Source organism: Kribbella sp. NPDC023972, assembly GCF_040639075.1.
Lineage (GTDB): Bacteria > Actinomycetota > Actinomycetes > Propionibacteriales > Kribbellaceae > Kribbella.
Map to the genome: position 1 here is coordinate 107,230 of NZ_JBEZZH010000015.1, position 17,408 is coordinate 124,637.

At 68.7% G+C, this 17,408-nt stretch carries 17 protein-coding genes; 10 read left to right on the forward strand and 7 right to left on the reverse strand.

The features are described 5' to 3' along the window. Nucleotides 1-10: 10 nt before the first annotated feature. The 4 genes from AB0F43_RS36495 to AB0F43_RS36510 all read right to left on the reverse strand — a co-directional run bounded on the left by AB0F43_RS36495 (nt 11) and on the right by AB0F43_RS36510 (nt 4,191). The gene (locus tag AB0F43_RS36495) at nt 11-913 is read right to left on the reverse strand and encodes a carbohydrate ABC transporter permease (RefSeq protein ID WP_360487905.1); all 903 of its coding nucleotides are present in this window, start codon (nt 911-913) and stop codon (nt 11-13) included. Between the two features lie 10 nt (nt 914-923). After that, nucleotides 924-1,835, reverse strand: a complete 912-nt coding sequence (locus AB0F43_RS36500) for a sugar ABC transporter permease (RefSeq protein WP_360487907.1) — start codon at nt 1,833-1,835, stop codon at nt 924-926. A 122-nt stretch (nt 1,836-1,957) separates the two neighbouring features. Next, nucleotides 1,958-3,379, reverse strand: a complete 1,422-nt coding sequence (ngcE, locus tag AB0F43_RS36505; RefSeq protein WP_360487910.1) for an N-acetylglucosamine/diacetylchitobiose ABC transporter substrate-binding protein — start codon at nt 3,377-3,379, stop codon at nt 1,958-1,960. A 23-nt stretch (nt 3,380-3,402) separates the two neighbouring features. Further along, nucleotides 3,403-4,191: an SIS domain-containing protein gene (locus AB0F43_RS36510; protein WP_360487912.1), complete on the reverse strand. Its 789-nt coding sequence runs from the start codon at nt 4,189-4,191 to the stop codon at nt 3,403-3,405. Nucleotides 4,192-4,448: 257 nt separating this feature from the next. Between AB0F43_RS36510 and AB0F43_RS36515 the strand changes: the two genes are divergently transcribed. Further along, nucleotides 4,449-5,438 carry a BadF/BadG/BcrA/BcrD ATPase family protein gene (locus tag AB0F43_RS36515; protein WP_360487915.1) on the forward strand — a complete coding sequence of 330 codons (990 nt, stop codon included), beginning with the start codon at nt 4,449-4,451 and terminating at the stop codon, nt 5,436-5,438. Nucleotides 5,439-5,584: 146 nt separating this feature from the next. Here AB0F43_RS36515 and AB0F43_RS36520 read toward each other — a convergent pair whose 3' ends face one another. Further along, complete coding sequence (locus AB0F43_RS36520) at nt 5,585-5,974, reverse strand: YciI family protein (RefSeq protein ID WP_360487918.1); 390 nt, start codon at nt 5,972-5,974, stop codon at nt 5,585-5,587. Between the two features lie 190 nt (nt 5,975-6,164). On the opposite strand from AB0F43_RS36520, the gene AB0F43_RS36525 reads away from it, so the two are divergent. The 4 genes from AB0F43_RS36525 (at nt 6,165) to AB0F43_RS36540 (ending at nt 9,927) form a co-directional block, all read left to right on the forward strand. Next, the gene (locus AB0F43_RS36525) at nt 6,165-7,007 is read left to right on the forward strand and encodes an alpha/beta hydrolase (protein ID WP_360487921.1); all 843 of its coding nucleotides are present in this window, start codon (nt 6,165-6,167) and stop codon (nt 7,005-7,007) included. Nucleotides 7,008-7,075: 68 nt separating this feature from the next. Next, a complete protein-coding gene (locus AB0F43_RS36530; RefSeq protein WP_360487924.1) occupies nt 7,076-7,951 on the forward strand; it encodes a serine/threonine-protein kinase in 876 nt (291 codons plus the stop codon). A 90-nt stretch (nt 7,952-8,041) separates the two neighbouring features. Continuing rightward, nucleotides 8,042-8,668, forward strand: coding sequence for a helix-turn-helix domain-containing protein (locus tag AB0F43_RS36535; RefSeq protein ID WP_360487927.1), 627 nt, complete (start codon nt 8,042-8,044; stop codon nt 8,666-8,668). Beyond that, nucleotides 8,665-9,927, forward strand: coding sequence for an MFS transporter (locus AB0F43_RS36540; protein ID WP_360487930.1), 1,263 nt, complete (start codon nt 8,665-8,667; stop codon nt 9,925-9,927). The genes AB0F43_RS36535 and AB0F43_RS36540 overlap by 4 nt, the downstream gene beginning before the upstream one ends. Here AB0F43_RS36540 and AB0F43_RS36545 read toward each other — a convergent pair. Beyond that, nucleotides 9,887-11,197 (reverse strand): hemolysin family protein, encoded by a 1,311-nt coding sequence (locus tag AB0F43_RS36545; RefSeq protein ID WP_360487933.1) that lies wholly within the window; start codon nt 11,195-11,197, stop codon nt 9,887-9,889. The genes AB0F43_RS36540 and AB0F43_RS36545 overlap by 41 nt on opposite strands. 167 nt (nt 11,198-11,364) lie before the next feature. Here AB0F43_RS36545 and galT point away from each other — a divergent pair, with 167 nt between their 5' ends. The 3 genes from galT to AB0F43_RS36560 all read left to right on the forward strand — a co-directional run bounded on the left by galT (nt 11,365) and on the right by AB0F43_RS36560 (nt 14,456). Further along, nucleotides 11,365-12,411 carry a galactose-1-phosphate uridylyltransferase gene (galT, locus tag AB0F43_RS36550; protein ID WP_360487936.1) on the forward strand — a complete coding sequence of 349 codons (1,047 nt, stop codon included), beginning with the start codon at nt 11,365-11,367 and terminating at the stop codon, nt 12,409-12,411. Further along, the gene (gene galK, locus AB0F43_RS36555; protein WP_360487939.1) at nt 12,408-13,550 is read left to right on the forward strand and encodes a galactokinase; all 1,143 of its coding nucleotides are present in this window, start codon (nt 12,408-12,410) and stop codon (nt 13,548-13,550) included. The genes galT and galK overlap by 4 nt, the downstream gene beginning before the upstream one ends. A 96-nt stretch (nt 13,551-13,646) precedes the next feature. Further along, nucleotides 13,647-14,456 (forward strand): M23 family metallopeptidase, encoded by an 810-nt coding sequence (locus AB0F43_RS36560; protein ID WP_360487942.1) that lies wholly within the window; start codon nt 13,647-13,649, stop codon nt 14,454-14,456. 72 nt (nt 14,457-14,528) lie between these two features. On the opposite strand, the gene AB0F43_RS36565 is transcribed toward AB0F43_RS36560, so the two are convergent. Then, on the reverse strand, nt 14,529-15,341 hold the full coding sequence (locus tag AB0F43_RS36565) for a DeoR/GlpR family DNA-binding transcription regulator (RefSeq protein ID WP_360487945.1): 813 nt from the start codon (nt 15,339-15,341) through the stop codon (nt 14,529-14,531). Nucleotides 15,342-15,420: 79 nt separating this feature from the next. Here AB0F43_RS36565 and AB0F43_RS36570 point away from each other — a divergent pair, with 79 nt between their 5' ends. Both AB0F43_RS36570 and AB0F43_RS36575 read left to right on the forward strand, forming a co-directional pair. After that, nucleotides 15,421-16,545: a GNAT family N-acetyltransferase gene (locus AB0F43_RS36570; protein ID WP_360487947.1), complete on the forward strand. Its 1,125-nt coding sequence runs from the start codon at nt 15,421-15,423 to the stop codon at nt 16,543-16,545. A 145-nt stretch (nt 16,546-16,690) separates the two neighbouring features. Beyond that, nucleotides 16,691-17,353: a GNAT family N-acetyltransferase gene (locus AB0F43_RS36575; protein ID WP_360487950.1), complete on the forward strand. Its 663-nt coding sequence runs from the start codon at nt 16,691-16,693 to the stop codon at nt 17,351-17,353. Nucleotides 17,354-17,408: the final 55 nt, after the last annotated feature.

The following is a 17,408-nucleotide window of genomic DNA, read 5'->3' on the forward strand; positions in this document are numbered from 1 at the left end:
GGCAGGTTAGCTACTTGAGGGTGGCACCGGTCAGGCCGGCCTGGACCTGGCGGTAGAAGACCAGGTAGACGGCGATGACCGGGACCATGGCGATGGTCAGTGCGGCGAACAGGATGCCCCACTCGTTCTCGTAGCGCTGGCTGCCGAGGAGGGTCGCGATGCCCTGGGACAGGACCGGTTTCTCCGGCGACAGGAACGACGGCAGCACGAACTGGTTGAACTGACCGAGCACGTTGAAGATGCCGACGCTGATCAGGCCGGGCTTGGCCATCGGGAGCATCACCCGGAAGAACGTGGTGGCGTGGGAGGCACCGTCGACCAGGGCGGCCTCGGCGATCGAGGTCGGCAGGGTGCGGAAGAACGCGTGCATGAAGAACACGGTGAACGGCAGCGAATAGGCGATGTAGACCAGGATCAGGCCCTGGTACGTCGACACCATCCCGAAGCCCTTGACCACGAAGAACAGCGGCACGATCGCCAGGAAGGTCGGGAACATCATCCCGGCCGCGAACAGGTAGTAGATGAAGCGGTTGCCGGGGAACTCGTACCGGGCGAGCACGTAGGCGACCATCGACCCGAACAGCATGGTGCCGAAGACACCGCCGGCGACGACCACGGCGCTGTTGAACAGGTAGTCGCCGACGCCCTTGTCCCAGGCCCTGGAGAAGTTGGACCAGAGCAGGTCCTTGGGCAACGCCCACGGGTTGTCGCCGAAGATCTCGCCGGTGCTCTTCAGCGAAGCGAGCAGCGCCCAGACGAACGGCACCACGACGAGAATGCTCCAGGCGATCAGCACCGTGTGGGAGAACACGTTCACCGGGCTGAGGGCACGGTCCTTGCCGCCGGCCGGGTGAACCGCCGGCACGGCCTTCGAGGTGGTGTCCTCGACGTCGATCTGCACAGGTACGGTCATTTCCGGCCCCTCAGTATTCGATCCGCTCGCGGCGGGTGGCCCGGAGCATGACAGCGGCGATGATCAGCGTCAGGAAGAACAGCACCACACCCATCGCCGAGGCGTAGCCGGCCCGGCCGTACTGGAAGCCGTTGTCCGCGATCTGCAGGCCCATCACCTGGGTGGAGTTGTCGGGTCCGCCCGGTCCCGCGGTCATCACCGCGACCAGTGCGTACGCGTCCAGAGCCAGGATGGCCAGGTACACCCAGGAGGTCTGGATGGTGTCCCAGAGCAGCGGCAGGGTGATCCGGTAGAACGTCGAGAACCGGCCCGCGCCGTCGATGATGGCGGCCTCGAAGATGTCCTTCGGGATACCGGACATCGCCGCGTTGAACAGCACCAGGTAGAACCCGACGCTGCCCCAGATCATCACCCACATCACGCAGTACAGCGCGATGTTGGGGTCGGCCAGGTACTCCGACGTACCCAGACCGATCGCCTTCGTGAAGGAGTTGAGCAGGCCGGTGTCGGTCGAGGTCATCACCGTCGCCCAGATGACCGCGATGACCGGGACGGACAGCACCTGGGGCAGGAAGAACGCCAGCTTGTAGAAGCCGTTCCCGCGGACCCCCTGCACCCCCGCGGCGTTCGCCCGCCCGCCCACGTTGAGCAGGTAGGCGAACACCAGGGCGAGGAAGATGGTGATCAGCGGCAGCCCGACAAGCAGGATCAGGTTGTGCCCGAGCGCCTGGCGAAACACGCTGTCGTCGGCGAGGGTCTTGAAGTTGTCAAAACCCACGAACTTGAAATCCGGTGAGATCCCGGTCCAGTCGGTCAGCGAGTAGTAGAACGCCTGGACGAACGGGGAGATCACGAAGATCGCATACAACGCCAGTGGAATCGCGAGGAAGCTCGCGACGAACCGGTAACTGCCGTGCCGCATCTCTCTCCTAACAGCGCAGGGGCAGGATCAGCCGGGCTGCGGGTCAGCTTCTCCCACAGCCCAGCTTGCACCACCAGGCCGTGGGATGGCTTCCGCCCCCACACAGCCCGGCTTTGCCTGGATCAGCTGCGGGTCTGCTTCTTGGTCTTGGGGTCCTTGGCCGTGTCGTCGGCGATCTTCTGTGCACGGTTGCAGAACTCGTCGGCGGTGATCCGGGCCGCGGCCAGCTCGCCCCAAACGCTACGGATCGGCTTGTCCATCGTCGAGTACCAGGCGGCGAAGTACGTCGTCCAGTTGTTCTCGCCACCGGACTTCAGCAGCGCACCGGACGAGGAAGCGCCCGGGCTCAGCTTCAGGCCCTCGCCGGCACCCGTCACGACGGTCGGCGAGCCGGTCAGCTCGGTGAACTTGCCAGCTGCCTCCTTCGACAGCATGATCCGCATGAACTCCAGGCCGCCGGCCTTGTTCTTCGCCTTCTCCGGGACGATGAAGGGCTCACCCGCGGCGATCTGGGTGCAGTCGACCGGCAGCTTCGCACCGTCGAGCAGCGGGGTGTAGGCCGCGGTGGTCTCGAAGTCCTTGGGCGCGACCGGCTTCTGCTCGTTCTCCAGCCACGAACCCGACGGGATGAACGCCGCCTTGCCCTGGTTCCAGGCCGTCTGGGACTGGATGTGGTCCAGCCCCTCCGTGCCCTGCATCATGTAGCCCTTGCCCTTGATCTCCAGGATCGCCTCGGCCGCCATCTTGACCGACTCGTGCTTCCACGCGTTCGGCTCGAGCTGGTCGATCGCCTTGATGACGTCGTGGCCACCGTGCTTGACGGCCATGTCCATCATCACCTGGCCGATGTAGTACGGGTGCTTGCCCTGGTGGGCCATCGGCGCGATACCGGTCTTCTTGATCTCCTCGCACAGGTCGAGGAACTCCTGCCAGGTCTTGGCCGGCTCCCAGCCGTTCTTGGTGAACAGCGGCTTGTTGTACCAGATCGCGTACACGGTCAGCACGTAGTTGAGCAGCAGCGGCTTGCCACCCAGCTGGGCCGCCTCCAGGGTGATCGGCTCGATCGTGTCGCGGACCTTCTTGTTCGCGTCGTCGATCGAGGGCGCGTCGAACAGCTGGGTCAGGTCAGCGAGCTGACCGCTGGTGGCCAGCGTCGACGACGGCAGCGCCGAGGCGCCGGAGTTGTCGATCACGTCCGGCGGGTTGCCACCGTTGAACCGCGGCTGCAGCTGCGGGGTGATGTCGGTGATACCTGCGTGCTTGACCGTGGCACCGGGGAACTTCTTCTTGTAGAGCTCCTCGTGCGCCTTGGCGTAGTCGTCGCCGTACCCGCCCTTGAAGATCACCACGTCCAGCGGGTCGGATTCCTTTACCCCGAACGGGTTCTGCGCCGTCTGTTCGGCGCCGCCACCGCCGGTGTTGTCGTCGTCGCTGCCGCCACTGGCGCACGCCGAGAGCAGCGTGCTGCCACCGGTGGCCAGCAGCGTGCCGACCGCCGCGCGCTGCAGGAACAGCCGCCGCGACAGGTTGTCAGGAGTGGTCATGGGTCCCGCCTTCCGAGAGTGTTTCATGCAGTACGCCGGATCCGGCCGGCGTACTGTGCTTCAAGGGCGTGGTTGTGGTCGTCGCCGCCCGGGATGTTCGCGGACAGGTAGACCGGTGCCGTCTCGCCTGCCTCGGTCAGCCGGCGCAGGACCTCGGCGACCAGCATCTGCGCGATCAGTGCGGCGGTGATGGACGACACCGCGCAGACCTTGCCGCCATCGGGCAGGTCGAGCACGGAGTCGCCGTACGGCGCATGGTTGTCCAGCACCACGTCCGCGAAGTCGATGAGTTTCTTCCCCGACGGGTGGCGCGAGTCCATTCCGCCGGTGTGCTGCAGTGAGGTGATCGCGATCAGCGGGTGGCCCTTCTCCTTCACCACTCCTGCGAACTCGACGATCGAGCCGTTCACCCCGGAGTTGGAGGCGATCACGAACAGGTCGGCCGGGTGCGGTTCGGCCAGGTCGTAGAGCCGGCGCGCGATCGCCGGGTCGCGCTCCAGCTCACCGCCGCGGAGCAGCTCGATCGGCTCGCCGCCGAGCAGGACCAGGTCGCGCAACGCGATCCGGTTGGTCGCGATCAGCCCGCCGGCCCGGCCGGCGATCTCCATCGCCAGCGCCTCGGAGTGGCCGGAGCCGAACGCCTGGATGACGCCGTTCTTGCGCAGTGCGTCGGTGAACAGATCCGCGGCCTGCTGGATCGGGCCGTCGATCTGCTCGGTGACGGCGGTCATGATCGGCATCAGCGCGTGAACATAAGCCTGCGCGCTCACTCCGCCGGTCTCCCCTGGTCCGCCCTGGTTACTGCTGGCCATCAGCGGCCCCACCCCTCGACTAATGTGATCGGCGCGACACTCCTGGTGCCGACAACTGCGCAAGTTTGCGGTTTGCTGGACAGAACTTTTCTCAACTGGCAGCTAAAGTCAAGGCTCATCCCACTCTTCTCCCCAGATCGGGACCGTTGCGTGACCTTGGTTGTTGTTGTCCATCAAATGGCACTTTCGAGCAGTTTGGAGCATTGCCTATGTCGGTCGAACGCCCGCTGCCGGAACCTGCGGACTCAATGGTCTTGATGCCAGCATCGGCACTGGTCCTGGGCGGCGACCTCGGCGGCACCTCCACCCGGATCGTGATCGCGGACCATGAGGGCAACGTAGTCGGTCGAGGGGCGGCCGCGGGCGGAAATCCGACCAGCCACCCCGCAAGTGCCGCGGCCAATTTCGGGCAAGCGCTTCACGCGGCGCTGGCCGGGCTGGATCCGGACGCGGTCAAGGCCGCCGTGATCGGCGCGGCGGGCGGGTCCGCCCTGGCGCGGCCCGACGTACGCGCCCAGTTCGACGCCGCCTGGACGGGCGCCGGGCTGACCGGCGAGCCCGAGTTCATCGGCGACCTGGAGGTCGCTTTCGCCTCCGGTACGCCGGAACCGGACGGCGTGGTGCTGATCGCGGGCACCGGCAGCGCGGCCGGCCTGGTCCGCGACCACCAGCTGGTGCGGACGGCGGACGGCCACGGCTGGCTGCTCGGCGACGACGGCTCCGGCTTCTGGCTCGGCCGGGAAGCAGTACGCAGCGTGCTGCGCAAACTGGATCTGAGTGAACCGATCGGTGTGCTCGGCCAGGCCGTCGTCCAGGCAGTACTCCCGGACCGTGACGAGACGGCGATCGCCCAGCGTGAGGGGTACGACGTACTGCGTGACGACTTGATTCGCGCGGTGAACGGGCGACCACCGGTGATGCTGGCCGAGCTGGCCCGGACCGTGGTGTGGGCCTTCGAGCAGAACGACGAGACCGCACACGCCTTGGTGAAACGCGCAGCAGAACTGCTCACAGAAACGGTTGGGCGGCTCAGGACAACGTCGGACAAGGGCCCGATGGTGCTCGCCGGCAGTGTCGCCGGTGAATCGTCACCGGTCGGCCGGCTGATCCGCGAAACCATCCACCAGCACTTCTCCGGGGAGGTGCTGACCGCCCGCGACGGCGTCGGCGGCGCCACCTGGCTGGCCCTCGGCACCCTCGACCCCGCCCTGGCCACCCGCGAAAACCACACCCGCCTCGTCAGCTGACCACCCCGCCCTCGCAGCATTTGATGGGTTGACCCATCAGGTGGTGGGTTATCCACCCTGATTCCGGGTGGATAACCCCCAATTTCGGTGGTCAACCCATCAAATAGGCCCGGGGCGGTGGTCGGCCCCGGATCAGGCCTGGCGGGTCAGCCTTCGAAGGTGGCGACGGGGCGGAGTTCGATGCCGGCGCCGTACTCGGCTTCGGGGATGCGGGCGGCGATCTCCTCGGCGCGTTCCGGGGTGGCGACGTCGACGATGAAGACGCCGGCGAGTTGTTCCTTGGCCTCGGAGTAGGGGCCGTCGGTGGTGGCGCGGACACCCTTGCGGACCCGGACCACCTTCGTCCGGGCCGGCGCCTCGAGCGGTTCGGCCACCACCAGCTCACCCGACTCGGACAGCTCGGTGAGCAGCTTCTCGAGCTGGGCGGCCAGCGCGTCGCGGGCCTTGGCCGGCAGCGCCTGCCCTTCCTCGGTACGCAGGAAGGACGGGTGGCCCCAGGTGATCGGGTTGCTGTGGATCAGCAGCAGGTACTTCATGACCGGTTCCTTTCGGAGTCTGAGTGGATCTTCGCAGCAGAGGTCGGAAGCCGCCGGGGAACCTCGACATTTGCGAATGAAGCGATCCACGCACCGCCTTCCGGGCTGATCCCGGGCCCGAAATGTCGAGTACGCCGGCCGAGGTCCGACGTACCGGTCGCCAACGAACCTCGGACCTAAGGTGAGCGACATGATCGAGACGGATCTCCGGCTGGCGGACGGCCGCACCCTGCACGTGTACGACACCGCCCCCGGCGATGACGGCCGGCTGCCGGTGTTCTGGCACCACGGCACCCCGAACCTCGGCTCCCCGCCCGTGCCGCTGGCCGAGGCCGGCGAGTGGCTCGGTATCCGCTGGATCTCGTTCGACCGGCCCGGGTACGGCGGTTCGACCGCGGCGCCGGGGCGGACGATGGCGTCGGTCGCGGCCGATCTGGCCACGGTCGCCGACGCGCTCGGGGTCGGCAGTTTCGCCTTGATGGGGTACTCGGGCGGCGGCTCCTACGCGCTCGGTGCGGCGGCGATCCTCGGCGACCGGGTCGAGGCCGTGACCACATTCGCCGCGATCGCGCCGTACGACGCCGAAGGTCTCGACTGGTACGACGGCATGATCCCGTCCGGACTCGCGTCACTCCGGGCGGCGGCCGCGGGCCGTGAGGCGAAGCTGAAGCATGAGACGTCGGGCGCCGAGTACGACCCGGAGTTCACCCCGGCCGATCTCGCCATGTTCGAGGGGCCGTGGGGCTGGCTCGGATCGGTCGCCGGCGACACGGCGATGCCGAACGGCCCGGACGGCCTGATCGACGACGACTGTTCTTATGTCATCCCCTGGGGCTGCGACCCGGCGAGGATCACCGCCCCGACCCTGCTCTGCCACGGCGAGGACGACCGCATCATTCCCTGCGCTCACGGCCGTTGGCTGGTCGGCCACATCCCGCCGGCCGTCTTGCGCTCGTACCCGGGCGACAGCCACATCTCCGTTCTCGCCCACGCCGAGGCCGGTCTGGAGTGGATCCGCGAGCAGACCGGCTGACCGCGCCAGACGACGGGTGCCTTAGGCAACTGTTGATTCGGCAGCGACCAGCTGGGTACCGGATTGACGTGCTGCTGGCGAGTCGTTACCGACTGACCGAGGTTCTCGGTCACGGTGGGATGGGCGAGGTGTACCGGGGATGCGACGAACTCCTCGGACGGCCAGTGGCGGTGAAGCTGTTGCTGCCCGGCCCGGCTGATCCGTTCGCGGCGGCGCGGTTCCGGCGAGAGGCCCGGACCGCGGCGATGGTGAAGGACCCTCATGTCGTCGCGGCCTACGACTTCGGGCAACAGGACGGCAGCTACTTCCTGGTGATGGAATTGGTCGAGGGACGCAGTGTTGCCCACGAGCTCGCGATGCGCGGCCCGCTCGAGCCTGAGCGGGCCATCGACATCGTCCAGCAGGCGGCGACCGGACTCGCCGCCGCGCACCGCCGGGACATCGTTCATCGCGACATCAAGCCGGCCAACCTGCTGATCGACGCCGACGGGACGGTGAAGGTCGCCGACTTCGGCATCGCCCGATTCGTCAGCGACCCGGTGACCACGCTGCCCAACCACGTGCTAGGTACCAGCCTGTACCTCGCTCCGGAACGGGCCCAGGGCAAGCCGGCCACCGCCGCCTCGGATGTCTACGCCCTCGGCTGCGTCCTCTATCACCTGGTGACCGGGCAACCGCCGTTCGCCGGCGACGACCCGACGGCCGTTCTGCGTGAGCACGTCCGGTCCGAGCCGACCCCGCCGAGTGAGTTGTGCCCGGAGCTGGCCGGCCCGGTCGAGGACCTGCTGCTCCGAATGCTGGCGAAGGACCCGGCGGAGCGTCCGAGCACCGCCGAGATCGTCGAGGGCGAGGCACTCGAAGGTCCGGCCGCTGACGGACAGGACGGGCACCGGCCACCACTCGGCCGCCTCTGGCGCTGGGCCACCCTCCCCACCGCCCGCTGATGATCACCGCGCCAGGCTGATGATCACTGCGCCAGGCTGATTCCAAGCAAAGGCTTGACATCGAGCCGGAACCAGCGGCATATTCCAAGCATGTCTTTGGAAAAGGATCCGCGGCGGACGCGGTTGCTGGACGATCCCCTCGCGATCCGGGCGATGGCGCACCCGGTCCGGCTGGACCTCCAGGCTCTGCTCGGCAAGGAAGGGCCGATGACCGCGGCGGACGCGGCCCGCCGGCTCGGGATCAGCCAGGCGCTGGCGTCACACCACCTCCGGCAACTGGCGAAGTACGACTTCGTCGAGCCGGCCCCCGGCAAGGACAACCGGGAACGCCCGTGGCGGCTGGTGTCGACCTCACAGTCGTGGCGGAGCGCGAAGCTGACCTCCGAGGGTGTCGCGGCGGCCGACGTACTCGAGCAACTGCTCGCCGAGCGGGCGTTCAGCGCCCTCGCCGACTGGCAGCAGCGACGCACCGCGGAGCCGGACATCTGGGTGGAGAACTCCGGCATCGGCCACACCGGCATCTATCTCACCGCCGACGAGCTCGCCGACCTGGAGGAGAAGATCAGCGGCCTGCTGCAGGCGTACGTCGACCAGCGGCCGATCGACGACAAGTCCACCCGCCCACCCGGCAGCCGCCTGGTCGACATCACCCGCATCGTCACCGTCGCCCCACCGGAATCACCGGACTCGCCGGAAGATGCCGAGGAGCAGCCGTGAAAGAGCTGTGGGGCGTGCTCGCGCGGCAGCGCGACTACCGGTTGGTGCTGACCGCGGGGCTGGTCTCGCTCACCGGCGACTGGATCCTCAAGACCGGCCTGGCGTTCCAGGTCTACGTCCTGACCGGATCGACCCTGGCCTCCGGCGGGCTGCTGCTCTCGTCGTTCGTGCCGATGGTCGTGCTCGGTTCACTGGCCGGCGTCTTCGTCGATCGCTGGGACCGGCGGCGGACGATGATCGTCACCAACGTGCTGCACGCGGTGGTGCTGCTGCCGCTGCTCGCGGTACGCGACGAGGGCTCGATCTGGATCGTGTACGCCGTCGTCCTCGTGCAGAGCTGTCTGCAGCAGTTCTTCCGTCCGGCCGAGCAGTCCCTGATACCTGTCCTGGTCGAATCGCGGCAGCTGGTGACGGCCAACGCGCTGAACAGCCAGACCAGTGACATCGCCCGGCTGGTCGGCGCGGGGATCGGTGGCCTGCTGGCAGCGGCCGGCGGTCTGCCCCTGCTGGCGATCGTGGACGCCGCGACCTACCTCGTCGCGGTGGGCCTCCTCCTGCGCGTTCGGCATCGCGTCGTCCGCGGTCTGGCCCGGCCGGCGGGTGGCGCGATCCGGCGGCTGAAAGCTGAGTGGACCGAGGGCGTCCGGCTCTGCGTCGCGGGACCGGCGATGCGGTTGCTGTTCGTGTTCTGCCTGGTGACCAGCGTCGGCGAAGGAGTGATGAGCACACTGTTCGCGCCGTTCGTGAGTTCCGAGCTCGGCGGCGACGGTACGGCATACGGCCTGATCGTCTCGTCGCAGGCGGTAGGCGGCATCGCCGGCGGGCTGGTCGCGGCCGCGGTCGGGTCACGGTTGCCAGCGGCAACGATGCTGGGTACCGGCGCCTTCTTGTTCGGTGTGATCGACCTGGCCCTGTTCTGCTATCCGCTGGTCTGGGACAGCCTGATCCCGGCGTTCGTCTGCATGATCGTCGTCGGCCTGCCGGGCGCGTTCACGGTGGCCGGCCTGATGACGGTGCTGCAGCGCCGTACCCAGGACGCGTCCCGCGGCCGCGTCTTCGGGGCCATCTCCGCCGCCGAGGGCCTCGCGCTCCTGATCGGCATCGCCGCCGCGGGCGTCCTCGGCGAGGTCGTCGGCATCATCCCGGTCCTGGTCGTCCAGGGCCTCGGTTACGTCATCAGCGGCACCGTCATCCTCACCCGCCGCCGGATGCTCGAGGCTACGACTCCTCGGGAACCAGCTGTCCGTCAGCCGGTCTGACCCGGTGGAGGCGGACCCGGGCGACGCGGCGGCCGTCCATCTTGGTGACGGTGAGCAGGTGGCCGTCCACCGGTGCTTCGTCGCCTTCGGCCGGGACGCGGCCGAGGCGGGCGGCGAGGAAACCGCCGACGGTCTCGTAAGGGCCGTCGGGGAGCTCGACACCGGTCTCGTCGGCGAAGTCGTCGAGGTTGAGCAGGCCGTCGACCTCGATGTCGCCACTGCGCAGCCGGGTGGTCTCGACCTGCTGCTCGTCGTACTCGTCCTTGATGTCGCCGATCAGCTCCTCGACCAGGTCCTCCAGCGTGACGATGCCCGCGGTCCCGCCGTACTCGTCGAGCACGATGGCCAGGTGGGTCGACCGGCGGCGCATCTCGGTCAGCGTGGGCAGCAGCTTCGCGGTGTCCGGCAGCAGCAGCACCTCGCGGGCCAGGTCGCCGACCCGGACCGAGCGGGACGCGACCGCCGGGTCGAACAGGTCGCGGACGTGGACGAAGCCGACGATGTCGTCGGCCGAGCCGTTCATCACCGGGTAGCGCGAGTGCGGCCGCTCGGCGGCGAACTTGACCGCCTTGTACGCCGGCATCTCCGCGTCGATGAAGTCCACCTCGGTCCGGGGCAGCATCAGCTCGCGCAACTGCCGGCTGCCGGCCTCGAACACGTCGTCGACGATCCGGCGCTCCTCCTCGCCGAGGGACTCGTGCGCCGAGACCAGGTCGCGCAGCTCCTCGTCCGTCATCACCTCACGGTTCGCGTTCGGGTCGCCACCGAGGGCGCGCACCACCAGGTCGGTCGACCGCGACAGCAGCCAGATCACCGGCCGGGCGATCGACGCGATCCGGTCCACCAGCGGGGCCAGACCGAGCGCGAACGTCTCGGCCCGCTGCAGCGCGAGCCGCTTGGCCGCGAGCTCGCCGAGCACGATCGAGACGTAGGAGATGAGGATGGTGATCAGCACCAGGGCGGCCGTGCCGGCCACCGACTCGGGCAGGCCGAGTTTCTGCAGGTGCGGGGACAGGCTGTCGGCGAGGGTCGCGCCACCGAAGGCGGCGGACAGAAAGCCCATCAGCGTCACGCCGATCTGGACGGCGGACAGGAACCGGTTCGGGTTGGCGGCCACCCGGGCCACCGTCTCGCCGCGCCGGCCGCGGTGCGAGAGCGCCTTGAGCTGGCTCTCCCGGAGCGAGACCAGTGCCATCTCGGCCGCGGCGAAGACCCCGCCGATCAGGACGAAGATCAGGATCAGGACGATGTTGAGCAGGGTGTCGTTCATCAGCGGGATTTCCTAGCGCCCTCTCGTCGTATGTCGAGGAGAGGGCGACGGTCGGGCGTCGTCCATCCGCCCAGCGTACCGGTGGCCGATCTCACCGTGCATGTTCGAGTTTGTTGGTTTACGATGATTCCTGGCCGTCGGTGTCCGCCGGCCGGGAGGGTCAGACGATGAACACACCGCGCGGCGCACGCCGAACGGACACCAAGCTGTCCGACGGCCGCGAACTGATCTACTACGACCCGGCCGACGCGCCGGCCCGGGTGCCGCTGGAGGACACTCGCGGCCTGCCGGCCCCGCAACCGCAGATCGACCTGCGGACCGACCCGCTCACCGGTGATGTCATCTCGTACGCGACCCACCGCAACACCCGGACCTACCTGCCGCCGGCCGACCAGTGCCCGCTGTGCGCGAGCAAGCCCGGCAACCCGACCGAGATCCCGGACCACGACTACAACGTTGCTGTGTTCGAGAACCGGTTCCCCTCCTTCGCCGGCCCGGGCCGGACCGAGGTGGTCTGCTTCACCAGCGACCACAACCGGTCGTTCACCGACCTGTCCCAGGGCCAGGCCCGGCTGGTCGTCGACACCTGGGCCGACCGGACCGCCGAGCTCAGCGCCCGCGAGGATGTCGAGTACGTCTTCCCGTTCGAGAACCGTGGCCGTGAGATCGGTGTGACGCTGAGTCACCCGCACGGCCAGATCTACGGCTACCCGTTCCTGCCGCCGCGGATCCGCACCCAGCTGGCCCGCGCCCGCGAGCACCAGGCGGTTGCCGGCGGCAACCTGTTCGCCGACATCCTGGCCGCGGAGAAGAAGGACGGCGCCCGGGTGGTCGCGGCCAACACGAACTGGACCGCGTTCGTCCCGGAGGCGGCCCGCTGGCCGGTCGAGGTGCACCTGTACCCGCACCGCCAGGTCGCCGACATCAGCGAGTTGTCGGTCGGCGAGCGCGACGACTTCGCCGAGCTCTACCTCGACGTACTGCAACGCCTCGACGGCCTGTACGGCGACCCGCTGCCGTACATCGCGGCCTGGCACCAGGCTCCGGTCCGGGTCGATCGCGAGCTCGGCTACCTTCACCTCGAGGTGTTGTCGATCCGCCGGGCCGCGGACAAGATCAAGTACCTTGCCGGCTCGGAGTCCGGGATGGGCGCGTTCATCAGTGACACCCGGCCCGAGGACGTGGCCGAGACCCTGCGGAAGGTGGGTTCGTGAGCCTCACTGTGTCTGATTTTCGTGAAGTCTTCGGGGTCGCGCCGGAGGGCAGCTGGCGAGCGCCCGGCCGGGTCAACCTGATCGGCGAGCACACCGACTACAACGACGGCCTGGTGCTGCCGATCGCGTTGCCGAACCGCATCCTGGTGACCGCGTCCAGCCGTGACGACGGCCGGATCGCGGTCGCGTCGAGCGGTCAGCCGGGCGTCATCGAGTTCGCCATCGACGAGCTGGCACCGGGTTCGGTCGGCGACTGGGCGGCGTACCCGGCCGGAGCGGCCTGGGTGTTGCGCGAGTCCGGCTACGCGATCGGAGGCGCGAATCTGCTGTTCGAGTCCGACCTCCCGTCCGGCGCCGGTCTGTCGTCGTCCGCCGCGTTGCTGTGCGCGACGTCGGTGGCGCTGCTCGGCCTGCGTGACCTCGAGGCCGACCCGGCCGAGGTCGCCCGCCTCGCACAGAAGGCCGAGAACCAGTACGTCGGTGCGCCGGTCGGCCTGATGGATCAGATGGCGTCGATGTGCTGCACCGAGGGACACGCCCTGTACTTCGACATCCGCGCGATGTCCACCGGCCAGATCCCGTTCGACCCGGCCGCCGACGGCCTCGCCCTCCTGGTCGTCGACGTGAAGGCTCCGCACCGGCACGTCGACGGTGAGTACGCCGCCCGCCGGAAGAGCTGCGAGCAGGCCGCGGCCGAGCTCGGCGTACCGGCGCTTCGCTCGATCGGGTACGACGACCTCGACGACGCGCTCAGCCGACTCGGGGACGACGTCGTACGGCGCCGGGTCCGGCACGTGGTGACGGAGATCCGCCGCGTCGAGGAGGCGGTCGAGCTCATGCGCGCGGGCCGGCTGCGCGATGTCGGGCCGCTGTTCACGGCGTCGCACGTGTCGCTGCGCGACGACTTCGAGATCACCGTGCCGGAGTTGGACGTCGCGGTCGACACCGCGCTCGAGGCCGGTGCGCTCGGGGCCCGGATGACGGGTGGCGGTTTCGGCGGCTGCATCATCGCGCTGACCGAGGCGGACCAGGCGGACGCCGTCTTGTCCGCGATCGAGAAAGCCTTTGCGGAGCACGGCTTCAACGCACCCAGCTCACTCGCCGCGAGCCCATCGGCAGGGGCCTCCAGGGTCGGCTGACTGCCCTTTCGGGCAGATTCGCTGCGCGGTCGCCGAACCCCGGCGTACTTTCTCAGTAAGGGGAAGTATCAATTGGGGGGAAGTGGGGTGGGGGCAATGGCTCAGCCTTTGCCAGCCGGAAAACTCAGGGTGGGAACGGGATGGCGGTACTCCAAGGGCGGTAAGCACGCCGCGTTCGACTACCCGGTGGTGATCGGTACGCCGGTCTTCGCGGTGGCGAGCGGGGTCGTCCTGGACTGCAACGACGGAGTGACGAACAGGCCGAAGCCGGGTGTCGTCGGCGCGCCGTCCAACTGGGTGCTGCTGGGGATCACTCACGCCGGACGGAAGGCCTCGGTGTTGTACCAGCACCTGTCGCCGGGGATCGACGTACGCAAAGGCCAGCGGGTGAAGGCCGGGCAGAAGCTCGGCGAGTCGGGCAGCTCCGGCAACGCGACCGGGCCACACCTGCATCTGGCCGCGATGTGGGGACACCGGAACCGCGCGAGCAGGTACGACTACCTGGCGAACATCGGCGCCAAGGAAGGCCCGCCCAAGGACGGCACGGCGGCGAACGAGATCTGCATCTTCCCGCCGTCCGTGGTGTTCACACCGGTCCAAGGCGGTGGGCGGATCCAGCCGCAGAAGACGGTGCTGGCGGCCGGGGACGTCTTCGTCGCCAAGCTCCGCTTCGGTACCAAGGACTCCGACAGCGTCCGGCGGCTGCAGTTCGTGCTCAACGGCATCAAGCTGGTGAACGGCAAGACCCTGAAGGTCACCGGGAACTACGACATCGACACGAAGAACGAGGCCACCAAGTGGCAGGTCCAGAAAGACGGCTGTGAGCCCGGCACACCCGCCGCTGACGGCAACATCGGCCTGAAGCAGGCTCAGAAGCTGTTCGGCCCGAAATACCGGATCAAGTAGCGGGCCCGCGCGACAGTTCACGCTTGATCAGCGGGGCGAACGCGAGCGGCTTGCCCAGCGGCTCCTGCCGCCTCATGAAGCGATGACTAGCTCACACCCCGTGTCGCGCATGGCTTTGCGGGCGGGCGCGGACAGGCCGGCGTCGGTGACGATGACGTCCAGGTCGGCCCAGGTGGCGAACGTGCTCAGGCCGACCGTGCCCCACTTGGTGTGGTCGGCGACGACGATCACCTCACGGCTCGCGGCGATGAAGGACCGGTTGGTCTCGGCCTCCATCAGGTTCGGCGTGGACAACCCGTGCTCGGCGTCGACACCGTGCGCGCCGATGAAGAGCATGTCGAGGTGCAGCGAGCCCAGGGCGGCGGTCGCGATCGGGCCCACCAGGGCGTCCGACGGAGTCCGGATGCCGCCGATCAGGACGACCGTGCGGTCGGAGCGGCTGTTGCCGTGGAACACGTCGGCGATGCGCGCCGAGTTCGTCACGACGGTCAGGTTCTCCACCCGGAGCAACTGACGAGCGAGTGCGTACGTCGTGGTGCCGGCGCCGATGCCGATCGCACTGTCCGGCTGGACCCGGCTGGCCGCCTCGGCCGCGATCGCCTGCTTGGCGGCGGACTCCTGGGTCAGCTTGGCGTCGAATCCCGGCTCGTGCGCACTGCGCAGGCCGACCGACGTGGCCCCGCCGTGCACCTTGTGCAGCAGCCCACTGGAGTCGAGGGCGTCCAAATCGCGCCGGATCGTCATGTCCGACACGCCGAACCGCTCGACCAGCTCGGCGACCGTGACCGCGCCGCGACTGTTGACTTCGGCAACGATCGTGGCCTGCCGCTGAGCGGCGAGCTGCCCTCCCCGGCCTCGCTGCGCCTCTGCTCCGGCTGCGTTCACGCTGACAGCCTAGTGGTGAAATCGGTGTCTGTCAGGGAAATCTCGTTGCCGCCGCGGTCGCGGCTTGTCACGCTGGAGCATGCGATTCCCCGAAGACGTGCCTGTACTGGCCGATGACGTGGTGACCCTGCGTGCGCACACGGCCGACGACATCGACGCCGTGTACGAGATGTGCCAGGACCCGGAGATGCAGCGCTGGACCACGATTCCGGTGCCGTACCAGCGTGAGCACGCGGTGAACTTCCTGACCGGGATCGTCCCGGCCGGCTGGCGCGACGGCACCATGTGGGCCTGGGCGATCGAGTACGACGGCCAGTACGCCGGCACGATCGACCTGCGCGACGGCGAAGGCGGGGTCGGTGAGGTCGGGTTCGGGCTGGCACCGGCCGCCCGGGGCGCCGGCGTGATGACGCGGGCCCTGAAACTGGTGGTCCGGTACGCGTTCGACGTCCTCGGCTGGGACCGGGTGATCTGGCGCGCGTTCGTCGGCAACTGGGCGTCCCGGCGGGTCGCCTGGAAGGCCGGGTTCCGCGGCCTGGTTGTCGTACCGGGTGGCGGGAGGTCGCGAGGGGTGCGGCACGACGAGTGGATCGCCACGGTCGGGCGGGACGACGAGCTCGAGCCGTCGGGCCACTGGTGGAAGGTGCCCGTACTGGAGGCCGGCGGGATCCGGTTGCGGGCGTTCCGGGCGACGGATGCGAAGCGGGTCGCCGAGGCCTGCAACGACGAACGGACGCAGTTCTGGCTGGCCGGGATGCCGTCGCCGTACCAGGTGACCGACGCGGAGGCGTTCATCGAGGGCCGGCCGGAGGTCCTGGCCGGCGGTGACGGCTGCGTGTGGGCGATCGCGGACGCCGAGTCCGACGAACTGGTCGGCTGCGTGAGCTTGTTCGACATGAACAACCGGATCGACAAGACCATCGCCGAGATCGGGTACTGGCTGCACCCGGAGGCCCGCGGGCGTGGGGTGATGTCGACGGCGGTCAGGCTGGTGGTCGAGCAGGCCTTCACACCGGTCGAGGACGGCGGCTTCGGGCGACGCCGGCTGGTGCTGTTCGCTGCCGAGGGCAACACCGCCTCGGCTCACGTTGCCGAGGTCAACGGCTTCACCCACGTCAGCCTCGAACGGTCGGCCAGTCCGCGCCGGGACGGCACCTACGCCGGCCTGCACGGCTACGACCTGCTCGTGACCGACCCGCGCTGACATCGGGCGGACGCGCCGAGGGTTGCCGCCGAATGGTTCCGGGTCGGTCGTGGTGACCGCCCGGAACCGGTGAGCCAGGGCCGGTCGGTGTCAGACGACACCACTTCCCCTCGCCGTCCGGGCAGCAGGCTGCTTGAATCAACGGGTGAGAGATCGTGAGGAGCTCGTCCGCCGCTGGCAGGCCGGGTGGTCCGTGTCGAGGGGCTGGACCACGGTGGAGGACGACAACGACGGCATCCTGACCGTCCGCGCGGGTGATGAGAACCGCGCGATGGAGTACGTCGTACTGGACGCCGATGACAAACCTGAACGAGTCGAGCGTGCCGCCGAGCTGGCCCTGGCCGCCGGGCGTGGCCGCGGAGCCGGCTGGGTCACATTGGCCACCGACGACAAGGAAGCCCGGATCGAGCAACTCGAGGACCTCGGCCTCGAGGTGCAGCAGGATCAGGACTGGCTGATGACGATCCAGCTGTCGGAGCAGCCGGCGCTGAAGTTGCACGAGCGCTACGCCCTGCACACCGAGCTCGAGTCCGACCTGATCATCACCCGGGCCACGCTGCACGGCGGTGTGGTGTCGAGCGGGCGGATGGCAGTGGTCGGCGAGGACGCGGTCGCGGACCGGATCGAGACGGATCCGGCGCACCGGCGACGCGGGCTCGGCAGTGCGGTGATGGCATCGCTGGTCGAGACGGCGGCGGCCCAGGGCGCCAAGCGCGGCATCCTGATCGCCTCGATCGACGGACTGCGCCTGTACCGCAGTCTCGGCTGGAAGGTCGTCGCGGACATCGTGATCGCTCGCTCACGCTGATCGTTTCAAACGCATGACATTGTCAAAGGTTCGTGAAGTGCGGCCTGGGCGGGGA